This is a genomic window from Lysinibacillus sp. NPDC095746 (assembly GCF_044763535.1).
GTDB lineage: Bacteria > Bacillota > Bacilli > Bacillales_A > Planococcaceae > Lysinibacillus.
Window position 1 is genome coordinate 1 of sequence record NZ_JBIWGL010000045.1, and the last position, 21,542, is coordinate 21,542.

The following is a 21,542-nucleotide window of genomic DNA, read 5'->3' on the forward strand; positions in this document are numbered from 1 at the left end:
CTCACTTTACTTTATTTTCGTGGTTGAAAACATTGTAACCAAGAGGAAAGAAAATGACCCCTTTTCTTTTTACACAATTATACGGACTCAATCGAATTGCGCCGCTAACTCCTGCTTCCTCGCCGCTTAATGCTCAAATTGCGCCGCTAACTCCTGCTTTTCCGCCGCTTAATGTTTGAATTGCACCGCTAATTCCTGCTTTTTCGCCGCTTAATGCTCGAATTGCGCCGCTAATTCCTGCTTTTTCGCCGCTTAATGCTCGAATTGCGCCGCTAATTCCTGCTTTTCCGCCGCTTGATGTGGAAACTTCGTAGGTGCTCTATATTACGTCCTTCTTCATGTTAAAACAGCAGAGTTGAAATCAAGATATTTTTAATGATAATCGTTAAATAATTAACCATTATAAATAAATATTAAATGTTATTCAGTAAACAAACATTTAAAGAGCGACTAGAAAAACTCTAGTCGCTTTTACTCTTTATTTGGATTTCGTTCAATAAATTCTGTAATGTCATCTTTTAAATCATAAACTAAATTAAAATAATGACGCTCATTCATTGCACCCTTCTTGCGCCACTTTTGCATTTCTTGATAGTGGAAAGTGATAAAATAACTTTCAATCTCACGACGTTCTATCCCTTCCTTTTTTGCCATATCGACAATAGAAAGGCCTTCTTTCCAGTATTGATCATAGACGTCTTGCGTTATCCCAAGCACCTTACAAATAGCAGCATAATCGTATTTCACATGGTAAACAAGCTGTCCATCTTCACCATTTGCATGTTGTTGAATTACATTATTTGCATAACAAATTGGTGTAAAGCTCATTATAAGCAGGCTCGTGAGAACTATTTTTTTGAATGGTGCTTTCATGTTAAACCTCCTTCATGTTTTCACTAGTGTGTGAGGTTTAAAAAAATCATATTCCTTTGATCACAATGTTTTTCGAAAAGAAAAGCACCATTTTTCATATCCTAATCGATCTTCATAAAAACGATGCGCACTAGTCCTCTGAATACCAGACTCTAAAGCAATATAGTGCGCGCCATTTTCTTTGCCCCATTTGTGAAGATAGTGCAATAATATTTCTCCATAACTTAATGAACGATACTTCTCATCCGTCACTAAATCATAGACAAAAATATGGCGTTCACTGTAAAAGTTGACTCTCCAACTTAATCCGGCGACAGCCACAATGTTCATATTTTCGTATAAAGCAAATAACAAATAGCCATCTTGGGTCATTTCTTTTAATAATTGGAGGTATTTTTCTACTGTTAATTCCGTACGAAGCTGCACCAGAACGTAATATGCTTCCATCCACTCCTGCTGCGTTGTTAATTGTTTGATTGCTACAGTCATTATTCGAAGCTCCTCTTACCAATATTTAATATAATGAAATACTCCATCGTTTATTTTCATCCCGAGCTTCTCATATAATTTTTGAGCACGAACGTTGTCTGTCGCTGTTTCTAAAGCTATATAACGCGCTTCTTTCTGTAAACAGTATGAATAACACTTTTCAATTAAGCCCTGTGCTACACCTTGTTTTCTAGCATACTCTGCCACAAATAAATCGTTTAAAATATACGCTTGTTTCATTGCAACAGATGAAAAAATAGGATATAGCTGGACAAAACCAACTGGCTGCGCATCCAAATAAGCTAAAAAAATTACCGATTCCTCCTTATTTAAACGCTCCATTAGAAACTGCTCAGCCTGTTCTAAATCTGATGGTTGACCATAAAATTCTCGATAGGCATTAAATAATGGCACAACGTCTCCAACAGTTGCAAAGGTAACTGTACAAATCTCCATAATCGTTTCTCCCCATTTCTTTTACTATGTAATTCTTGTATTATGATAAAAAACTAACTGACATTTAAAAAGAAACAGTTTTCTACATTCCAACATGTCAAGGAGGAACTTTATGGAGGATTTTATTTTCTTATTTACAGATAAAGAGGCAAAATATAAACAAATTTATCAACAAATCAAATGGTTAATCGAACAACGCAGATTAACAACGCATGATTCGCTTCCTTCTATTCGAAGGCTAGCCGAAACTTTACATGTTAGTCGGAATACAACTTTAACTGCCTATGAGCAACTCGTAGCGGAAGGATACATACGTGGTGAAAAACGAAAGGGCTATTTCGTGAATGAATTTGAAAAAGTTTTTTTTCAGGAGGAGGAATGGCCTAGCCTTAGTCAAGAAATTAAAACTAACAGTGGAGATGTCATCATTGACTTTCGGGCTGGAGCTGTCGATCAACAACATTTCCCTTTAAAAATATGGCGACAAATGGCTAATCAAGTGTTACCTTTACAAAAATGCTATGAATATGGCGACCCTTTCGGTGAGCCACTTCTAAAAGAACAGCTTGTACATTATTTGCTTCAAGCTCGTGGTGTACATGTAAATGAAGAGGACATTATTATCGGTAGTAGCACGCAACAAATGTTAATTTATCTAGGCTTTCTATTAAAACAACATTTCCCAAGTGTTATTTTAGAAGACCCTGGCTACAACGGTGCACGAGAAGCGTTCAAGCTGCACGACTTTCAAATAGAAACTTTACCTGTGTCGGAAAAAGGTACAAAGCTTGAGCATTTAAAACATTTACATTCGCGCTTACTCTATGTCACACCTTCTCATCATTTTCCATACGGCGTTTCCATGAGCATTCAGCAGCGTCAAGCTTTAATTCAGTGGGCTAAAAAAGTTGATGGTTATATACTTGAGGATGATTATGATAGTGAATTTCGTTATACGCAACAGCCATTTCCTGCTCTCGCCTCACTCGACAAGTCACGTGTTATTTATATGGGGACATTTTCAAAATCATTTTTACCAGCTATTCGTTTAAGCTATATGGTACTACCGCAATCACTTGTACAGCCATATAAAGAACGCTTTGCTTATTTTGAACATAACGCCTCGTCCTTACATCAATTAACAATGGGGAAATTCCTGGAACAAGGTGAATGGACACGGCATATTAAAAGAATGCGTATCACCTATAAACATAAAATAAATGCTCTTGTAGAGGAGCTTAACAAACAGTTCGGAGAAAAAATTACGATACTTGGAGAACAATCTGGGCTTTATATATTAGTGAAGGTGCAAACTCAATGTTCAGAAGAGCAGCTCATTCAAAATGCACAACAATACGGAGTCAAGGTCTACCCTACTAGCCCATATTTTCTACAACAGCCAAGCTCTACACCCATTATACAATTAGGCTTTAGTAAATTAAAAATGGAGGACATCATTCTCGGTGTACAACTGCTAAGAAAAGCTTGGATTACAGAATAATACGCCATAACTGCAAGGGTTATGGCTACTCTTTGTCTCAATCGTCATATGTTGAAAATCAGGCACATTCAACATACTCGCTCCAGAAAATATATGCTCCACTTTCTCGATATTGCCAATATATTTTTAACCCGAGCGAGTTCTTTGGGTGACCTGATTGCGGTTTTCTCTTGGACCCGAGCAGTTTTTGCAATGACCTGAGCAGTTTTCTCTTCAACCCGATCAGTTCTCGCGCTTACCTGAGCAGTTTTCTTTTGGACCCGATCAGTTCTCAGGCTTACCTGAGCAGTTTTCTCTTGGACCTGAGCAGTTCTCGCATTAGCCTGATCAGTTCTTGCACTTACCTGAGCAGTTCTCGCGCTTACCTGATCAGTTTTCTTTTAAACCCATAAAAAGGAATCTGCACAGCTGTCTCTGTACAAATTCCCCCAAATTTTTTTAAAAATAATCAATAAACGTTGGAATGCCTACTGGTAGTACAGTCTCTAGTAGTGCAATTTCAATGGCATTGCCATGTAAACGCTCGATTTTTTCTAAATAGCTCGGTCGTTTATAGCCTAGTAACATCGTGGCAAGTGTTTGTACCGTTAGCTGAATAGCATTTTCAGACTGTGTCTCACTCACTTTTTCAACTGCAACTTTTCCGTCTTGCTTCGTTATAAAAAATGTACCATTATTCCATGCAACAATGCGATCACGAACAGCTAGTCTAAGCTGAAAATCATTTCCCGTGAATGGGTAGCGTAACAGAAATTCTTTTACGTCAACAATTCGTGCCATAAAATAAGGGGATACCTTCTGAATAATTTCACTATCCTCTAACAGAAAGGCAACGGCTTCATTGCCAGTTGTTTTACCATAGACATTGTAAATCATTGAGTTATGCGCTGAGACAAAATTCCATAAACCTTTACGTGCTTCTTCTTGCAAGTAGACAATTTCATCGATGTAATAATTCTCCTCCATAATACGGTAAAACATATAACCCTGAGGTATATCATCCTCATCATAATAAACCGCTGCCTGGAGGTTCACATCACTATCGATAAATTTTTCCTCCCAAAAATCTTCCTGAAACTTTTCATTCCAAGCGATACTATTACGAACCATGACACCGTGCGTCTTCTTTGAATAATGCGCATAAATAGTCACAACGTCTTCATGTTTCGGATCGACACGACGGATTTTTCCATTTAGACCACCATAGCGAGGAAGCTGCGTATCTTTGATTTGAAATTCCACAATATCACTCATAATTTCCCAACCCCTTTTACGGTAATACGGGATAGAATATGGAAATAAATAGGATATATATTGTCCTTCGTTTCGCATCCGCTCCAAGCTATCAATGATAAGGCTCTCCATCAAACCATGCCCTGAATATTCAGGGTAAGTTCCGACCGCAGTAATGCCTCCCATTTCATAAATCCTACCATGAACATTCACCTCAAAAGGTAGGCTTAAAATTTGAGATACAAGGTGTGACCCATCGAACCAACCAATAGCATGTCCTTCGTTAAATTGCTTACTTTTAGCATTCACAAAGCGGCGGTCCTTATGAATAGACATGGACATTTGAAAAACATAATTAAGCAAATCGATAGATTGTGCCATTTCATCTAATCGAATTTCTCGCATGACTAAGCCTTTACGTTGATTCATGATTCTCTCTCCTCATCAAATAACTCTGAAAAAATGGTTTCCGGTGCATTTAAAAAACGCTTCGTAACAATATAATGTATAGTATCCTCATAACGAATAGCTTCAATCTCCCCATTATCAAAACTATAAATTGTAGCATTTGGATAGCCAAGTAAAATAGGTGAATGTGTGGCGATAATAAATTGTGCCTCATGCTCTAAATCTTTGATAATTTTGAGGAGGCTTAGCTGTCTCGTTGGTGACAACGCCGCTTCAGGCTCATCTAATAAATAAATGGCCTTCCCTTTAAAGCGATTCATAAACAACGAAAGAAAGGACTCCCCATGTGATTGATGATGTAACGACTGACCACCAAAAGCGGCATACTTATTTGGATGATTATCCAACAAATCAATATGACTCGCAAATTGATAAAACGTTTCCGAACGTAGGAAAAAGCCATTTGAAACCTTTGGCCACCATGATAAACGAATGAATTCTCCAAGTGCAGATTCCGCTTTATGTACTTCATATATATTTTGACGGCCGCCCCCCGCTGTATTAAAATCACAGCGATCAGCTATAGCCTCCAATAGGGTTGATTTCCCAGAGCCATTTTCCCCTACAAAGAAGGTAACGTTCGTAGGAAACTCTAGCTCCTGTAAATCCTGCAAACATGGTATATTAAAGGGATATTGATCTTTCACTGCAATTTCTCCCTGTAATACCTTACATGACTTTAAATACATTTCGTTTCCTCCCTTATTACTATTATAACGTGCCTACGCTTTTTGCCAAACATAAGCCACGCATAGCTCTAAAGGAAATCAATGCCGAAAAGTCAAAACATTAATACAAATCATAAACTCATCATTGAACTTGACCTATAACAATACCTAATCCCTAGGTACAAAAACTATAATTATGAGCATTAAAAACACCGTTGTAACTACAAATATCTATGAAATATTTCCCGAGAAATAAATAAAAAACATGTCGAAAGTTGCAATAAAAAATAATAAAATTATGCCATAATATAGCGATTTACAAGAAATAATGAAATAGCATAATCAGACTGACTCCCATTTTGAACTGCTATTTTTCCCGCTACAGCTAATATTAAACATAATCTGTTAATCTCGAAAATAATTCCCCTTAAATTCCGTCTATATTGTTTTTGAATCTTTATTACAACTCCCTATTTTTCTATCCTTAAAGATTGTCTACCAAAAAGATATACCACCTTATGTTTTGGGATGCTCAATTCAGTCAGCTCTTATTTTTTTAGCGTCAAAAAAATAGACAAACCGAAATTCTCAGTTTGTCTACATTATTAGTAGTTTTACTCTAAAGCTTTGGAAATAAAATTAAACATATAAGAGTTCATCTTAGGTCCTCCATTCATCGGGTTCCCATTAATAACAAATGAACCTCTATGAACGCCTATAATTTGATTATCAGTGTTTATTAATGCTGAACCCGATTGTCCTGGTGCAGTATCAATTGTATAAAAGGCTACAGATGCATCCTCTCTAGAAATATTTCCTCTCGTACCAAATTGAGAAATTTCACCACTCGCCTGCATTAAATCTCCCGGATAACCATAAATACCGATATTTTGATTAAGAAGATTATTCACCTGTTTGATTCCAAGAGTTCCTGCAACATCTCCCGCCTGTTTATTGTCTTTTGATACATCCAAAACAAGGATAGCGAAGTCTTCAGAGCTCGAACCAGTTGAAGCCCAATTAGCAGCTACATAATAATCATTAACTTTATAAGAACCAAATAATCCAACACTATTACTTACGCCAGGGTAAACCTTTGCACTAGTTATAGTTTCTTTTGTTTCTGGGTTTATTACACAATGTCCATTTGTTAAAACTTTATTTTTGCCAACTAAAGAACCTGTACAAGAACCACCTTTTCCATCAGGCCAATTTATTTCGATATACGTAATTGCACTATATGGCAATTCTTTAGTATTCTCTACTTTTTTTCTACTATCGTCACCGATGACAATGCGTGGTGATATTTGTAATGGTCCTCTAGCAGTAGAATCATTAATAACAACTGGTGGTGGTGTAATATCGATAAACGAGTGACCTTCCATTATTGAATCAATCTGGATGGGCGAAATTTCTCCCGAACCTTGAACACTTGGTATTTCATTAATTAATGGCGAATTGCTAACATTAAACTCCTCATATTTAATGATTTCACCTTTCGAGTTTACCATGTCATAAGGATGTGACATTTTACTTGGATCAAATGAAAATTCACCTAAAGACTCATCTGCAAAAACATTCATTGGCACTAATAAAAAGATAAGCATAAAGAACAACCTAATAGTAATTTTTTTCATTTTATTCCTCCCTTTGGTTTAAGTCTATTTATAGTTTAATAGAAATGGAAGGAAAAATAAAGATAAAATATTAAAAATTGGCAAAATATAAATAATTCTGAATATAATTAAAAATTTAGTGATCTTAATACATTTCAATCTTCAGGATTCAAATCTTTTCTCTATGCTCTACCCCAATTAAAAATGTTCTAGATTTTTAGCTCTTATCATACATTGAGTAAAACCTTCCCCTTGCTCATTATCCTCAATAACCCCTGTCTCTTTTACATTACATACAAGCAATAATAAAGGAAGGTTTTTTTCTAAGCTTAATAAAACATTTATAAGGAGAAGGATTATGTTTGTAACTCATTTCTATGAAAACAAGACGTCCGTTTTAAGTCAGCTGCTCGTAAATTTACCTACTGTCGAAGAGAACATTAAAATTAAAGGACGTAAAGCTAAAGTTGTTCAAATTGTTCAAATAGACGACAACAACTATCAGGTAAGTATCATTTTTGAAAAAATAGCTAAAAAACAACCATTAAAAGAAATTGGCAAGAAAAAGAGATAGCTCTTCCCTATTCACCTTCCGACGCTATCATTTAATGATAGCGTTTTAACTTTAAAAAAGCGGGAATCGAACTATAAGAGAAAAATCCACTGCGAATTATTCTCAACGATAAAATGGTCTTCAAGAAAAGTATTTGACTTTTTAATTGATAACAATTATCATTATCAATAAATTATTTCTTACTCCGAAATGCTTAGTTCAGCATCCCCCTATTTTTTTGAAATAAGCATGTATCAAACGGATATTCTTACATCAGACTAAGAATATCTTTTTTTAACTTCTATCAACAGCTGTTTGATACCCGTTGAAAGAAGTTTAATTCTCCTTAATTGGAGAGATTTACATAAATAAAGGAGCTGTTTTACATGGATTATCGTATTGAAAAAGACACTATGGGTGAAATTAAAGTACCTGCAGATAAAATTTGGGGTGCTCAAACGCAGCGCAGTAAAGAAAATTTCCAAATCGGAACAGAACAAATGCCTATTGAGCTAGTTCAAGCAATGGCCATTTTAAAGAAAAGTGCTGCGATAGCCAATAATAAATTAGGTAAGCTTTCAGATATAAAAGCACATGCGATTGTGCAAGCAGCAGACGAAATTTTAAAGGGTCAATGGGACGATCAATTCCCTCTTGTAGTTTGGCAAACTGGTAGTGGTACACAGTCAAATATGAATGTCAATGAGGTAATTGCTCACCGTGCAAACCAACTTTTACAAAATGTTGGCGAGGCTGAACGCATCCATCCAAACGATGATGTCAATAAATCTCAAAGCTCAAACGATACCTTCCCAACGGCTTTGCATATTGCTGCAGTGTTAAAAGTTGAAGATTATTTACTGCCGCGACTACGCTTACTAAAAGAAACACTTGATAACAAAGCAGAAAAATTTAAAGATATTATTAAAATTGGTCGTACACATTTACAAGACGCTACACCTTTAACTTTAGGTCAAGAAATCAGTGGCTGGGTAGCAATGCTTGCTAAATCTGAGCAAATGATTGTCCAAAATATAGAATATATGAAGGAATTAGCGATTGGTGGAACAGCAGTTGGTACGGGTATTAACGCACATCCCGAATTTGGTGAGCGTGTAGCAGCGGAAATAAGTCAATTAACAGGAAAACATTTTACTTCGGCTGCAAATAAATTCCATGCACTGACGAGTCATGATGAAGCTGTTGTCGCACATGGCGCATTAAAGGCTCTTGCAGCTGACTTAATGAAAATTGCCAATGATGTTCGCTGGTTAGCGAGTGGTCCTCGTTCTGGTATTGGTGAAATAACGATTCCAGAAAACGAGCCAGGCTCATCTATTATGCCTGGTAAAGTAAATCCAACTCAAAGCGAAGCGATGACCATGGTTGTTACACAAGTTGTTGGTAATGATGCAACAATTGCCTTTGCCGCTTCCCAAGGTAATTTTGAGCTAAATGTCTTCAAACCAGTCATTATCTATAATTTTTTACAATCAACCCGTCTACTAGCAGACACAATGAAATCATTTAATGATCATTGCGCTGTCGGTATCGAGCCAAATACAGAAGTACTTAACCATAATTTACAAAATTCACTAATGCTTGTAACTGCATTAAACCCTTACATCGGTTATGAAAATGCGGCAAAAATTGCGAAGAAAGCACATAATGAAGGCACAACATTAAAAGAAGCCGCGATTGCATCTGGTTTACTAACAGAGGAACAGTTCGATGAATATGTGGACCCTGCAACGATGATTTATCCAAATGTAAAATGACATGTGTGCAAGTTAATCACTTAGTATCTTCAAATCAATATTTTTAGATAATGCGTTCCATTGTATACTTGGCTAATTGGGGCTAGAATGAAGCAATTAATAAACGACTTTGGTGAGCATATTTATAGAAAAAAGTAGGATTGGGGATATACCTCAATCCTTTTTTATGGTTTTTGTGCATACCTCAAGCCTATTTTGGTGCATATTTAAAATACTCCCATTAGATAAACAATTTTAATCTGTCTACCTAATTGGGAACATTTCATTTCGAGTGACCGGGCTTTAAATTTATTTATGTAGAACAAAATTAAGCAAGATAATATTCACACATATCTCAATTTCTATATTCCTCTCTAGTAATTGATCTTCTTTAAAATCTATAAGTTCTTTTTCTGCAACATTTATAATTTTGGACAAGCTTTCTGTTGTTATCTCGTATTCCACTAACAAATTATTCAATATTGACTTTACCCTATCTTTAGCCTTAAAATCATTAAAACCAAAATTCAACATTGTTAATTTATACTCAATCTCTTCAAATTTTTCATTTGTGATGCTAATTGAATCATTCATTATATTTTCTATGTCATTTATGGGTATATCAAACATTTTAGAGAGTTGTTGAAGCCGTAAATTAAATTTTTTAATAAAATCTTGAAATTGTTCTCTAAAATAATCAGATTGGGTCGGTCCATCAGTGAGAAAAGATATTTCTACTTTTTTCTGATTTTCATCCATACTATTTCACCTCTACTTTATTTTAGTGAAAATATTCAAATGTTGTTATGAACAAAGCGTATAAATTTTTTAGCAATGTAATATCTACAATTGATAATAGTGGCTTGTCGCAAAAACAAATTTCTAATAAAAGCGGATTTATTTTCATTGTACAATATGTCGGTCATGCTTTCCGTTTAACAATAACTGGTGCTGTTACTTCAGCAGATGATCTCTATAAAAAGTACCCTCTAGGATAGACACTAAAAAAGTCTCTCTTAGAAGGTACCTTTATTTACAATACATAAAAAACAAGATGGAGCAGCGTTTTTGTAAATTCCTAATTACTTATCTACAACTTGTTTTAATAAATTTACTGGAATCCAATGTGTGGATTCGTTGTTGTCATCTTTTTTCCAAGTTACATTTAGATAACCATTAATTTCTAGACCTTCTGAAAATAAAATACTTCCCTTTTTCAATGTACTTATCGTTGCAGATCCTTTAATTGGATCGAGTTTAAAATCTGTATCTTTTGTTAGCTCAAAACGCACGCCTTTTTCGCTTCTTTTCGACTCAGAGATTTTAAGATCTGTACCAGGATACTGTATACACTCTTTAGAACTAACATCATTGGGACCGCAATAAGAAATTATTTGTCCATTGTTTGTAAAAGAAAAACCAGGGTTGGTTCTTTCATTGAACCACATTCCGTAAGTTGCGGTATTACTATCACGATTAATAAAGATATAAGTTGGATTTTTATAAAAAGTTGAACGAATATTTATTGGTACTTCTTTGAAAACTACCAAATCCGTTGCTTGTACCCGATATTGCCCCATCTGGTAAAATGTTTTGCCATCATATTTTTCAATATCATACGTTCTAAAGAAATTATTTCGCTTGACCACTAACGAATCAAACGTACCATTTGGATTTTTCTTGTACACCTTGATGTCTTTTTTAAAGGTCATTTTTCCGGTTTGGTCTTTTACAACTTCTGCTCCATCATACATCACTTTCGCTTCCGATTTTGTTGGATGTACTACTGCAAAAACAAATGCTACTAGTAACAGCATAAAAAATTTTTTCATGATTCTCCTCCTACTTAGCTTTATTTAATTAACACACTCCAATAAACATTATATACTAATATATCCTAATATTTCAGATCATTACCAAAATGTGTGGTTGATTTCCGTTCCGACTGAGTGCTTTGTTGCTTCCGCTTCGCTTTCGCTACAGAAAACATTTGGTGCTGCTGCTACGTTAAGCTTTCGCACAGAAAACATCCGCTACGCTGCAGGGTTCGGGCCAACACGATGTTGGTCACGAAGGTGTTATGACAGGATGTGATGCTTTTAGCCTTCGTTCCTCTATTGCTGATCCCCGAGGAGTCGCCCAGTCGGAACGAAGATCAACTATTTATATAGTAGACGTTTTAACAAAGTCGTCCGCAAATTTTGGTGATGAATTAATTTTTCACCAAAAATAAAATGTTTTACCAATAAGAAAATACAAAAAAGATTGAAGCTACATGTGTCAAAGGCTTTTTCAACTCGAGCGATATTAGTGCCCTATTTTTAACTAGACATAACACTAGTTAATGTTTTATTATAAATCGATTAGAGAATATCAGCCGATTAAAAAATCGTAGAGGGGTGTTCCTTGATGACAAATAGCAAAATGAATCCAAAGGTTGATGAATTTTTAGGTAAAGCTAAAAAGTGGCAGGAAGAATATTCGGCGTTGAGAAATATCGTTCTTGATTGTGAATTGACTGAAGAATTTAAATGGATGCATCCTTGTTATACGCTTGGGAAAAAAAACATCGTGTTAATACATGGTTTTAAAGATTATTGTGCGCTTCTGTTTCATAAAGGAGCCTTGTTAAAGGATGCCCACGGGATTCTAATTCAACAGACTGAAAATGTACAGGCAGCGCGCCAAATTCGTTTCACCAACGTTCAAGAAATAGTTGGGATGGAAACGATTATAAAAGACTATATTCTTGAAGCCATCGAAGTTGAAAAAGCAGGTTTAGAAGTGCCCATGAAAGAGCATAAGGAATACATAATTCCTGAAGAACTTCACCATAAATTCAATGAAATGCCTACCTTAAAAACGGCTTTTGAAAAATTGACGCCAGGACGACAAAGAGCATACATTCTACATTTCTCTCAACCTAAACAATCCAAAACTCGCGTGTCGAGAATTGAAAAATACACGCAACACATCCTTGATGGTAAAGGATTAAATGATTAGTTTATTAAATGGGAAAATAAATAACTCTGTTATAAAAAAGGTCGAAGCAAATGGCTTCGATCTTTTTTATTTCGGCTTTAATAGAGATTCAAAGAAAAAAGACTATCTGTTTTGTAGATAGCCTCTTCGATAACATAACGACAGTTTTACTCCTCCCAGAACAATTCATCTAGGGTTTTATTTAACGTTTTACATATCGCGATACATAAATTCAAAGTCGGGTTGTATTTACCTAATTCAATTAAACCGATTGTTTGCCTAGTGACCCCCACTTTATCAGCCAATTCACCTTGTGATAAATCATGTTCAATTCGAGCCATTTTTAAGCGTATGTTTTTCACATTGATCACCACTATCTTCATCTTCTAACATTCTTTGAATAACTCGATCACTTTTCTTTTTAGCAAGACCATAAAATAAGAGTAAAATTCCGGCAATACATGATGAATACAATAACAGTGATACAAAAAATACCAAAAAGAAAAAATATATTGCTTGTGGTGTACTTTCTGCGTAGTTGAATGCACTGTTAACACCCATAATAATTGCAATAATCATACCAATAGCAACACCGAAAATAATAAATTTAGTACTTAATTTAAACTTACTTGTACTATCGTGAATCTCAACTTCATCAGTAAATATGCCGAGATAGGCTACTCTACCACAATAATAAACTGCTGAGAATAATAAAATCAACCGTTCTGTTAATACATTTTCTGAGGACACTCCCTCTGTTATAAATTTTATTAGGATCGATATTAAACATATTACAATTACAAAGAAAAAAATCTCCTTGTAAATTTTATTTTGCTGATTTTTAATTCGTTCATCGACGTGTTTACTTTTCCAAAACATCCATATTTTCCTCCCTTTATTTTATGATTTTAATTATACAGAATATCTGTCTTTTTGCAATGTATATATTGCATAAAGTTAATTATATTTTTCATCAATAAAATGATACCCTTTGTGCGTACGTCTCCCAGACGTTGGTTTTACAAAAGACAAAACAAAAAACCACTCATTTGTGGAGTGGTCATTATTATTATCTTTATCAAGTTTTAAGCCTTCGATCTATCAGTTAAATCTGAAATCAATATGCTCAATCGGCCAACAGACGATACTTGTTGTACCCATTATTTTTTCTTTAGGGATGAAACCTAACTCAGGATTTCTACTATCATTACTTACACGACGATTATCACCTAATACAAAGTAATGCCCTTTAGGTACAGTAGTTTCACCTAAGTCTTGTTCTAACGTAAAATCATATGTAAGTGACCCAGGATCTTTTAAATCCTTCTTGTACTGATCTAAATAAGGTTCACTGTACTTTTCCCCGTTTATGTATAATTGATCATCCTTATACTCGATTTTATCTCCAGGTAGACCAATGATACGTTTAATAATATTTTTTTCTTCATTGTCTATCATCATGTTATTAATAACGACAATGTCAAATCGATCAATTGACTTAAATTTCGGACCGATTTTATTAACAATAACACGATCGCTTTCTTCCAATGTCGGTTCCATAGAAGCACCCTTTACCAGTACTGGCGTAAATAAAAACTGCTTGACTAAAAATGCCACCAATAAAGCGAAAGCAATTGCTTTTACCCATTCAACAAACTCATTTGTCTGTTTTCCCTGTATTTCTTCTCCCAAAATTCCACCTCCTAGTATTTCTCTTAATTAATACGTAAAAAAAGGAAAATAGTTTCAATTTTCTGTTCAAATGATTATATTTTTTGAAACTCAATTACAAACAAAGGTCAAAAAAGCCATTTTATACGTTTAACGACGATATTCATTTCTTTAATCACTGTCGCTATCAGAAACGATTAAACGGCCAAGCCCTTTAAAATTCAAAGCTCAAGCCGCATAATTCATATTTATTGCTGAATTCGCCATAATATCTGCCCTAATTTTTATCTTTGTTTATACTAGTCGACACCGTGGCTCTTTAAAAGCATTTTTGTTCTAAAAAAGATGAAATATAAAAAATTTAATTGAATGAACTATCAAGTTGAATATTTCACACTTGTTATAAACTAAATTTTTTCATCGTTGCAGTATATAACAATGGACTAAAGAATCTATATGCTATCATTTTCTTTTAGATTTTCATTTTTTTCTACAGGCAACTTTTTAGGTAAATGACGATATTTGCTACCTGTCTGAAATCTTAGTATTATCGGTACAAGAACAAACATTTTGTAAGTATGAGAAAAGCGTTTAATTACTTTTTGTAGCTCGTATGGAAGTTGTTGTGAAATATTAAAGAGTTCTTGCTTTCTTCATTTAGATACTTTTGACAGCTTGCATTTATCGAACTTTAATATTCTATAAATAAAATTGAAATGGTTGGTGAAATCATTTGAACCTTACTAAGAATAACGGTTATGAATTTCTTGATTTTATTAGTATAAAAGAAGAAGAAATGAATTCCTACGAACCCATTGCAGGCTCTTTTGCAGTGTTAAATTGTTCAGGGAAATATCTTATGTGCTATAACACTTGGAGAGAACAATGGGAGTTACCCGCAGGACAAAGGGAAGAAAATGAAACGCCAAAGGAATGTGCTATTAGAGAACTTTATGAGGAAACAGGACAAATCGTAAAAGATTTAGATTTTACCGGCTTACTAAAAGTGAAAAACCTATCCAACGGTAACGTAAAGTATAATCCTGTTTATTTTTCTTTCATAAAAAAACTGCAACCATTTCTGAAGAACTCTGAAACGTCTGAAATAAAATTATGGGATTTAAAAGAGAAGATTGGATTCATTGACGAAGTTGATATTAAAGTATTCGACTATGTTCAGTAGCACGGTTTTATACTTTTATTAAAAATCAACTTCGTACTTTAACTGAGCTACCAAAAACAAATAATCATCTGGATTATTGAAATTATACAATGTAGAATGCTTTACATACTCTTCAACGAGCTATCTCATAGCTTTTTTAAACCCTTCAATATTGAGTCAGTCTGTATCATAACCATTGTACTATTTCAATTTTATAAAACTGAAGATGAACCAAATAAGAACATAAAAAAGCCCTCTACAGATAATGTGGAAGGCAATAGAAAAATTTATTTAAAATAAGCACATCTCTCGGCGTATTTTCCTCTTAATACAGAGTTCCAACACTTCTACCGCCGTCATTCTCCCAACGATCAATGTCCCAAACAACATCAACATCTTCCCAGCCGTCTTGTATTTCTCCGTTAGGAAGGGTACCATTTCTTACTATAGAAATAACACATCATCCTTTTTAATAATATTTCATGTTTCTATATTATGTAATGTTATTTGTTTTGTTCATCGCCAAATACGGGGGATGTAAAGAGGAAGGATTACTTTTAGGTCTGAGAGTATTTGTTGCAACTGGATCAATGTTATGAATTTTTATAGCTAATAGGAATTTCCCCAAAGTTAAGGTAGTGAATCGTTAATGTAGTTAAACTAACTGATATGTTTTTTCTGGAAGAAAGTATACTGTTCATGAAAATAAAGAGGCTTAATTGAAATAAATTTTGTTTAACCAAGTACAATTGTAATTCCCTTTGTTTTTACAACTATACAGGGAGTGGCGAGTATGATAGCCTTGACGGGTTAGTCAGCCATTGATATAGCTAGTTTCTAGGCTAGCGAATCATGCGAGTAGAGGCTCCGTGTCAAGTGTAATTATTCACGCATATGTATAGAAACGTAGTTAATTAGCGAAAGTGTACATGATTAGACTAGCAAAAATGTACCTTGTTATTTTGACATTTACAGAGGCTGGGACAAAAGGTTTTAAGCAACTAGAAAAGCCGAACAATTAAAAAATGCTAACACAGCATTCTACAATAGTTCAGCTTTTTGTTTTCAAATAAATAAAAAGTGAATTTTACCATTCGCTTTGGACACAGCCTCTTTATAAAAAGAGTGAACTTTGAGGGGCTAATAAGATAGAAACTTTCGTTTTATATTTTTCCAACCTAAAAATTCTTTTAAATATTCAGCAGGTGTTATGACAAGTAAACTTTTAAATTCTTTGTAATAATGGGAAGGATCATAGTAACCATATTGGTCAATGTTTACAGGTGTCTCTTCAAAAGAAAAATGTTGAAGTAAGAGTTGAATACGAATGAATTTGCTTAGTTTTTTTGGTCCAAAACCTGTTTTTTTGTAAAAAAGTTCTCGGATATATCGCTCAGAATAACCTGTTTTATGCTGAATTACAGCTGGTAAAAACAGCCCATTATTTTCAATAATAGAATCAAAACAAGTAGCGAATATTTCATCACCCAAGCTTTTATCCTTTTTTTGAGAACCAAAATACTCATTACAAATCTGCACCCTTTGTTCGAAATCTTCTGCTTCAAAAACAGCTTGTATAAATTTAGAGTCTAGTGTGCAGCCTAATTCAACATTAACAAACGGTTGTTGAACAATTTGTTTTAATGCGCAATTGTATTGAATAACTGTTTGTTTTGGATTTAGACGAACACCAAAATATTTACCTTTTGGGGTAAATGAATAAATTTCACGTGTAGTCGGGGTATTCCCTAAGACAACCTGTTGATTTTTGCCCATGTAAAACATTAAATCTTGACAGGCATCAGGAATGACATGAATATCACTATTAATGCCTATTGGTTCAAACTCATAATAAAATAGTATATCCTGGTTTAAATGGCTGTTTGGAGCAAGTTCTCTATAAGAATACGTTTTTTGGACCAATTCAGGTTGGATTGGATAATAGCTACTCAATAAACCGCCCCCTTTAGTTCACTCTTAGGTAAAATTAAAAGAATCCTTGCGCTTGTTCATTGTAACTAGCTAAGACACATTTAGTTGATTGATACGATTCTAAAGCTTTTAAATGATTTTCTCGACCGATACCTGACTTTTTATAACCGCCAAATGCTGCACCTGCAGGGTATTGGTGATACGTATTTATCCAAACACGTCCTGCTTGGATCTCTCGACTTGCTTTATAGGTAATGTTTGTATTACGTGACCATACAGCTGCCCCTAATCCATACATCGTATCATTTGCGATTTCAATCGCTTCCTCAAAGGTTTTAAACGTAGTCACTGCCAATACAGGACCGAAAATTTCTTCTTGGAAAATACGCATTTTGTTATGGCCTTTAAAAATAGTTGGTTGAATAAAATAACCATCTAAATTATCAAGGTGATTTTCGGCACCACCGATTAAACATTCTGCACCATCTTGTTTGGCAATTTCAAAATAAGAAAGAATTTTTTTATGTTGTTCTTCTGAAGCCTGTGCACCCATCATTGTTTCAAGTTCGAATGGATTACCAACTTTAATTTGCTTTACTCGTTCAATGGCTTTTTCCATGAAACGATCATAAATAGACTCATGGATCAAGGCTCTAGATGGACAAGTGCAAACTTCACCTTGATTTAAAGCAAACATAACTAATCCTTCAATCGCCTTATCTAGATATCCGTCATCAGCATCCATGACATCTTCAAAGAAGATATTAGGCGATTTGCCACCTAACTCTAGTGTAACAGGAATTAGATTCTCAGATGCATATTTCATAATTAGTTTGCCGACAGCTGTAGAACCCGTAAAGGCCACTTTGCCAATACGTGGGCTTGAAGCTAACTCTTTTCCTGCCTCTACACCAAAACCATTAATGACGTTTAAGACACCTTTTGGTAATAGGTCTTGAATAAGTTCAACTACGAATAAGAATGATACGGGCGTTTGTTCTGCTAATTTTAAGACAACACTATTTCCTGCAGCAAGTGCTGGCGCCAGTTTCCAAGCTGCCATTAAAATAGGAAAGTTCCATGGAATGATTTGGCCAACTACACCAATAGGTTCTTGGTAATGGTAAGCTACTGTATCCCCATCAATAGGTGTCACTTGCCCTTGTTGTGCGCGAATGGCACTTGCAAAATAGCGGAAATTATCAATTGCCAATGGAATATCAGCATACATTGTTTCACGAATCGCTTTCCCATTATCCCAAGTTTCTACCCTTGCAATTTTTTCAAGATTTTCTTCCATACGATCAGCAATGGCTAGTAAGATTCGTGCCCGTTCTGCTACGGGTGTTTTCCCCCAAGTTTTTTGGGCTTCATGAGCGGCATCTAATGCTAGCTCTACATCTTCTTTTGTTGAACGGGCTACTCGTGTAAATACTTCTTTCGTGATAGGTGTACTATTATCGAAATACTCTCCATTTACAGGTGCTACCCATTCACCACCGATAAAATTGTCATATTGCCCTTTGAATTGAATGCCAAACTCTTCAATACTCGGTTTAACATTTACCTTTACCATAATGATCGACCCCCTTAATGATGATTATAATGCTGTTGTTCTTCTTTTACAGGCACCTCATGTTGAATCTCAAAACTACTTACTACTAGTACACAAATCATTACACTAGCCACAATGTAAATATGCTTTGGAATGGCTTTTATAAAGACAGGAAACATTTCACGATTCCATACACCGATAGAAATGATAGCACTTACAATAAACATCATTGTAAAAAAGATAATGCTTAATGTTAAATATTGAGAGGTCATTAATGTTAGCATCACGCCCATCATTGCTCCCATAAAGCTAGATCCTACACTTTCCATGAATAGGTACAATGGTAACCCTATTGATAGTAAATAGCCTAAGGCAATAGAAATAATAATAGATGCTATTGCACCTAGTACCATATCGGAAAGCCAGGTAGCCATATTCATCCCAACAGCAGTACTCATTGTCATAGAAATCAGCATTATACAGCACTTGGCCATGCCATGATTGGCAAAACGCTGTTTTAATAAACGGTTAGTGATTACCGTAAAAGTAACAATTACCAACATGCTTAGGAATGGTAGCATATTATCACTCCTCGTAAGCGTTTTATTGTATATGACAAGGCGACGTTGTATGACACTTCTTGGCGGGTCTAGGAACGTCTATCGCTGGGTTTCGATCAAAGAATCCAACCGGTTTTAATTGGAAATTGATGTAAGCAGTTGGCATGACAGGCCAATCTTCAGGTCGCGGAATATGATGATGGCCCATTGTGTACCAAACGACGATATCTTCATCATCAATTGAACGGTTATTCTCAACGTATTTTGGGAGTCCATCTCCTCCAGCATGTTGATTTGGATACATACCTGTTGCATATTTTTCATTTTCATCAAATTGCGTAACGTGTAAATGATGTTTAAGGAAACCAGCACGTTTCATAACGCTTGCTTCGTCATGAGCAAATGGGAAGCAATTTTCACCAGGCAAAATTTTATATCCAACCGGTTGATTCACCCGGTTAAGTGAGTTTTTATTGATAATTTTCCAAGTACGCTGCGTTTTTAAATCTAAATTACGTAACGCTTCCTTCTCCGTTTTAAAAATACGTGAAATAGGATAGAAACCATTGCCGTTCGGATTGTGTTCTCCCAATGTTTCTGATACTGTTTCTGTTTCAACTACTGAGTTATTTTCACCGTCTAGCATCATATCAAGTCGGAAATTAAAGAAGTGTTGATGATGTGATGCGTTTAATCCTGGAGAAATCTCAGATCCATATTTTGTTTGAATGCCATCCTCACATGTACCAGTGTTTAAAATACCTGTTAGTTTGACTTCAGCTTCAATCGTACCGTCTTGGTAGAAGCTCCAATAGAAGCCATAATCATAATTGCCAACTGTACAGAAAAATGAAATCACTAGACGACGTGAGCGCCGTACTTCTACATGGCCTGTACGCCAATCTGTATGTTTCCAACCAATCCCGTAATCTTCTTCGTGTAAGCAAATGGCATTTTTGATCGTACGCGCCTTTCCTTTAACATCAGCTACAACACCATCAAAGTATTGAATTTCTCCTAAGCAGTCGCAACCTAGCTCTAACGAATTGGCTAATTGACCCATGCCATATTCACCAGCATCAAAGGCATTTTGTGTGTTATGCGAAAATGTTGGTTCACCATAAGGGACGACCATTTCTGATAATGCTGCACGATAAAGAACTGGACGATCCTTGCCTTTGTCATGGTAATTAATTGTGTATAATACAAGGCCCTCTCGTGGAGTAAATCCATAGCGGAAACTCCACTTTTGCCATTTGATCAAATTACCTTCAACTGTAAAGCTTGGACCTTCAGGTTGAATGATTTCCAATGGTTTTAAGTCATTTCTAAACACAATGGATTCATCAACTTCAGGATGGTAATTCCCTGATGTTGTTGGAATTGGACGTACCCCATGATCTTCTACTTTGTAAACTTCCATTTTGTTTAGGTCTACATACGATACAATACCTGTTAAAGGGTATGCATATCCGTTATCTTCTAATGATTGTTTTTGCCAACAAATCGCACGAAGTAAACGTTTACCTTCATGTTCCTGAACGCCAAAATTCCCTGCTGACCAAGGATCCACCATAATTAAATCAGGATTGTCAATGCCACGTTTCTGTAAAGCTGCTACAAAATCAGGGTGGCTCTTTACTAATTCTTCACATTGCTCAAATTCCTCTAGGGCAACATTCGGTTGTACACCAGGGATATGTTCGTAGGAATCAACTTTTTCTGAAGTTAAATTTACAACTGCTTCAAATGTTTTCAATTCTTTATCATCTAAAATCACTAAAAATACTTGGCGATCTACCGTATTACCTGGTTTGTAATTTAGTACTTCTGATTTTTTAGGTTCATGTAACATGACCGACATAAATCGTACATGTTCAGACAACTGTTGCTGTTCCTTGACAATTTGAACAGCTTTTTCAATTTCTACTTCAGATAATGGTGATAATGGGTGGCTTAGCTCAACTTTTGGATTAACCTTTACTGACATCCTATCAACCCCTTATAATTTGTTCCCCTTCATTATAATCAGAAAATTCAGTGAAGTGATTGTAAATAACGGCATT

Annotated in this window: 20 protein-coding genes; 5 read left to right on the forward strand and 15 right to left on the reverse strand. The window is 35.2% G+C overall.

The annotated features are described in order from the left end of the window. Nucleotides 1-471 precede the first annotated feature (471 nt). The 3 genes from ACIQ7N_RS22090 to ACIQ7N_RS22100 are packed head-to-tail and all read right to left on the reverse strand — an operon-like array spanning nt 472 to nt 1,818. Complete coding sequence (locus tag ACIQ7N_RS22090; protein WP_248718834.1) at nt 472-873, reverse strand: hypothetical protein; 402 nt, start codon at nt 871-873, stop codon at nt 472-474. Nucleotides 874-933: 60 nt separating this feature from the next. Next, complete coding sequence (locus tag ACIQ7N_RS22095) at nt 934-1,362, reverse strand: GNAT family N-acetyltransferase (protein ID WP_402936253.1); 429 nt, start codon at nt 1,360-1,362, stop codon at nt 934-936. 15 nt (nt 1,363-1,377) lie between these two features. Beyond that, entirely contained in the window at nt 1,378-1,818 is a 441-nt protein-coding gene (locus ACIQ7N_RS22100) for a GNAT family N-acetyltransferase (RefSeq protein WP_402936255.1), read from the reverse strand. 112 nt (nt 1,819-1,930) lie between these two features. On the opposite strand from ACIQ7N_RS22100, the gene pdxR reads away from it, so the two are divergent. Further along, complete coding sequence (gene pdxR, locus ACIQ7N_RS22105) at nt 1,931-3,319, forward strand: MocR-like pyridoxine biosynthesis transcription factor PdxR (protein ID WP_402936257.1); 1,389 nt, start codon at nt 1,931-1,933, stop codon at nt 3,317-3,319. A 438-nt stretch (nt 3,320-3,757) separates the two neighbouring features. On the opposite strand, the gene ACIQ7N_RS22110 is transcribed toward pdxR, so the two are convergent. From ACIQ7N_RS22110 to ACIQ7N_RS22120, 3 genes are all read right to left on the reverse strand, one after another. Continuing rightward, nucleotides 3,758-4,981 (reverse strand): GNAT family N-acetyltransferase, encoded by a 1,224-nt coding sequence (locus tag ACIQ7N_RS22110; RefSeq protein WP_402936259.1) that lies wholly within the window; start codon nt 4,979-4,981, stop codon nt 3,758-3,760. Then, the gene (locus ACIQ7N_RS22115) at nt 4,978-5,709 is read right to left on the reverse strand and encodes an AAA family ATPase (protein WP_402936261.1); all 732 of its coding nucleotides are present in this window, start codon (nt 5,707-5,709) and stop codon (nt 4,978-4,980) included. Before ACIQ7N_RS22115 ends, ACIQ7N_RS22110 begins: the two co-directional genes overlap by 4 nt. Before the next feature lie 593 nt (nt 5,710-6,302). After that, nucleotides 6,303-7,325, reverse strand: a complete 1,023-nt coding sequence (locus tag ACIQ7N_RS22120) for a trypsin-like serine peptidase (protein WP_402936263.1) — start codon at nt 7,323-7,325, stop codon at nt 6,303-6,305. Nucleotides 7,326-7,662: 337 nt separating this feature from the next. On the opposite strand from ACIQ7N_RS22120, the gene ACIQ7N_RS22125 reads away from it, so the two are divergent. Together ACIQ7N_RS22125 and fumC are read left to right on the forward strand one after the other, a co-directional pair. After that, complete coding sequence (locus ACIQ7N_RS22125) at nt 7,663-7,878, forward strand: hypothetical protein (RefSeq protein WP_132362795.1); 216 nt, start codon at nt 7,663-7,665, stop codon at nt 7,876-7,878. Between the two features lie 365 nt (nt 7,879-8,243). After that, nucleotides 8,244-9,635, forward strand: a complete 1,392-nt coding sequence (fumC, locus tag ACIQ7N_RS22130; RefSeq protein WP_402936265.1) for a class II fumarate hydratase — start codon at nt 8,244-8,246, stop codon at nt 9,633-9,635. Nucleotides 9,636-9,923: 288 nt separating this feature from the next. Here the strand turns inward: fumC and ACIQ7N_RS22135 are convergent, their stop codons facing one another. Further along, a complete protein-coding gene (locus ACIQ7N_RS22135; protein ID WP_402936267.1) occupies nt 9,924-10,373 on the reverse strand; it encodes an HTH domain-containing protein in 450 nt (149 codons plus the stop codon). A gap of 323 nt (nt 10,374-10,696) precedes the next feature. Beyond that, a complete protein-coding gene (locus tag ACIQ7N_RS22140) occupies nt 10,697-11,446 on the reverse strand; it encodes a hypothetical protein (protein ID WP_402936269.1) in 750 nt (249 codons plus the stop codon). A gap of 577 nt (nt 11,447-12,023) precedes the next feature. On the opposite strand from ACIQ7N_RS22140, the gene ACIQ7N_RS22145 reads away from it, so the two are divergent. Then, entirely contained in the window at nt 12,024-12,617 is a 594-nt protein-coding gene (locus tag ACIQ7N_RS22145; RefSeq protein WP_402936271.1) for a YdeI/OmpD-associated family protein, read from the forward strand. 146 nt (nt 12,618-12,763) lie between these two features. Here the strand turns inward: ACIQ7N_RS22145 and ACIQ7N_RS22150 are convergent, their stop codons facing one another. From ACIQ7N_RS22150 to lepB, 3 genes are all read right to left on the reverse strand, one after another. Further along, complete coding sequence (locus ACIQ7N_RS22150) at nt 12,764-12,958, reverse strand: helix-turn-helix transcriptional regulator (protein ID WP_248718819.1); 195 nt, start codon at nt 12,956-12,958, stop codon at nt 12,764-12,766. Next, on the reverse strand, nt 12,924-13,475 hold the full coding sequence (locus ACIQ7N_RS22155) for a DUF6773 family protein (protein WP_402936273.1): 552 nt from the start codon (nt 13,473-13,475) through the stop codon (nt 12,924-12,926). The genes ACIQ7N_RS22150 and ACIQ7N_RS22155 overlap by 35 nt, the downstream gene beginning before the upstream one ends. Nucleotides 13,476-13,697: 222 nt before the next feature. Beyond that, nucleotides 13,698-14,288, reverse strand: coding sequence for a signal peptidase I (gene lepB / locus ACIQ7N_RS22160; RefSeq protein WP_402936275.1), 591 nt, complete (start codon nt 14,286-14,288; stop codon nt 13,698-13,700). Between the two features lie 712 nt (nt 14,289-15,000). Between lepB and ACIQ7N_RS22165 the strand changes: the two genes are divergently transcribed. Continuing rightward, nucleotides 15,001-15,450, forward strand: coding sequence for an NUDIX domain-containing protein (locus ACIQ7N_RS22165; protein ID WP_274069133.1), 450 nt, complete (start codon nt 15,001-15,003; stop codon nt 15,448-15,450). A gap of 1,119 nt (nt 15,451-16,569) precedes the next feature. Here ACIQ7N_RS22165 and ACIQ7N_RS22170 read toward each other — a convergent pair. From ACIQ7N_RS22170 to ACIQ7N_RS22185, 4 genes are read right to left on the reverse strand one after another with little or no spacing between them, the layout of a single operon-like run. Further along, a complete protein-coding gene (locus ACIQ7N_RS22170; RefSeq protein ID WP_402936277.1) occupies nt 16,570-17,382 on the reverse strand; it encodes a DUF6597 domain-containing transcriptional factor in 813 nt (270 codons plus the stop codon). Nucleotides 17,383-17,416: 34 nt separating this feature from the next. Continuing rightward, complete coding sequence (locus ACIQ7N_RS22175; protein WP_402936279.1) at nt 17,417-18,937, reverse strand: aldehyde dehydrogenase family protein; 1,521 nt, start codon at nt 18,935-18,937, stop codon at nt 17,417-17,419. 14 nt (nt 18,938-18,951) lie between these two features. After that, nucleotides 18,952-19,497, reverse strand: a complete 546-nt coding sequence (locus ACIQ7N_RS22180) for a hypothetical protein (RefSeq protein ID WP_402936281.1) — start codon at nt 19,495-19,497, stop codon at nt 18,952-18,954. Between the two features lie 22 nt (nt 19,498-19,519). Continuing rightward, the gene (locus ACIQ7N_RS22185) at nt 19,520-21,466 is read right to left on the reverse strand and encodes a primary-amine oxidase (protein WP_402936283.1); all 1,947 of its coding nucleotides are present in this window, start codon (nt 21,464-21,466) and stop codon (nt 19,520-19,522) included. Nucleotides 21,467-21,542: the final 76 nt, after the last annotated feature.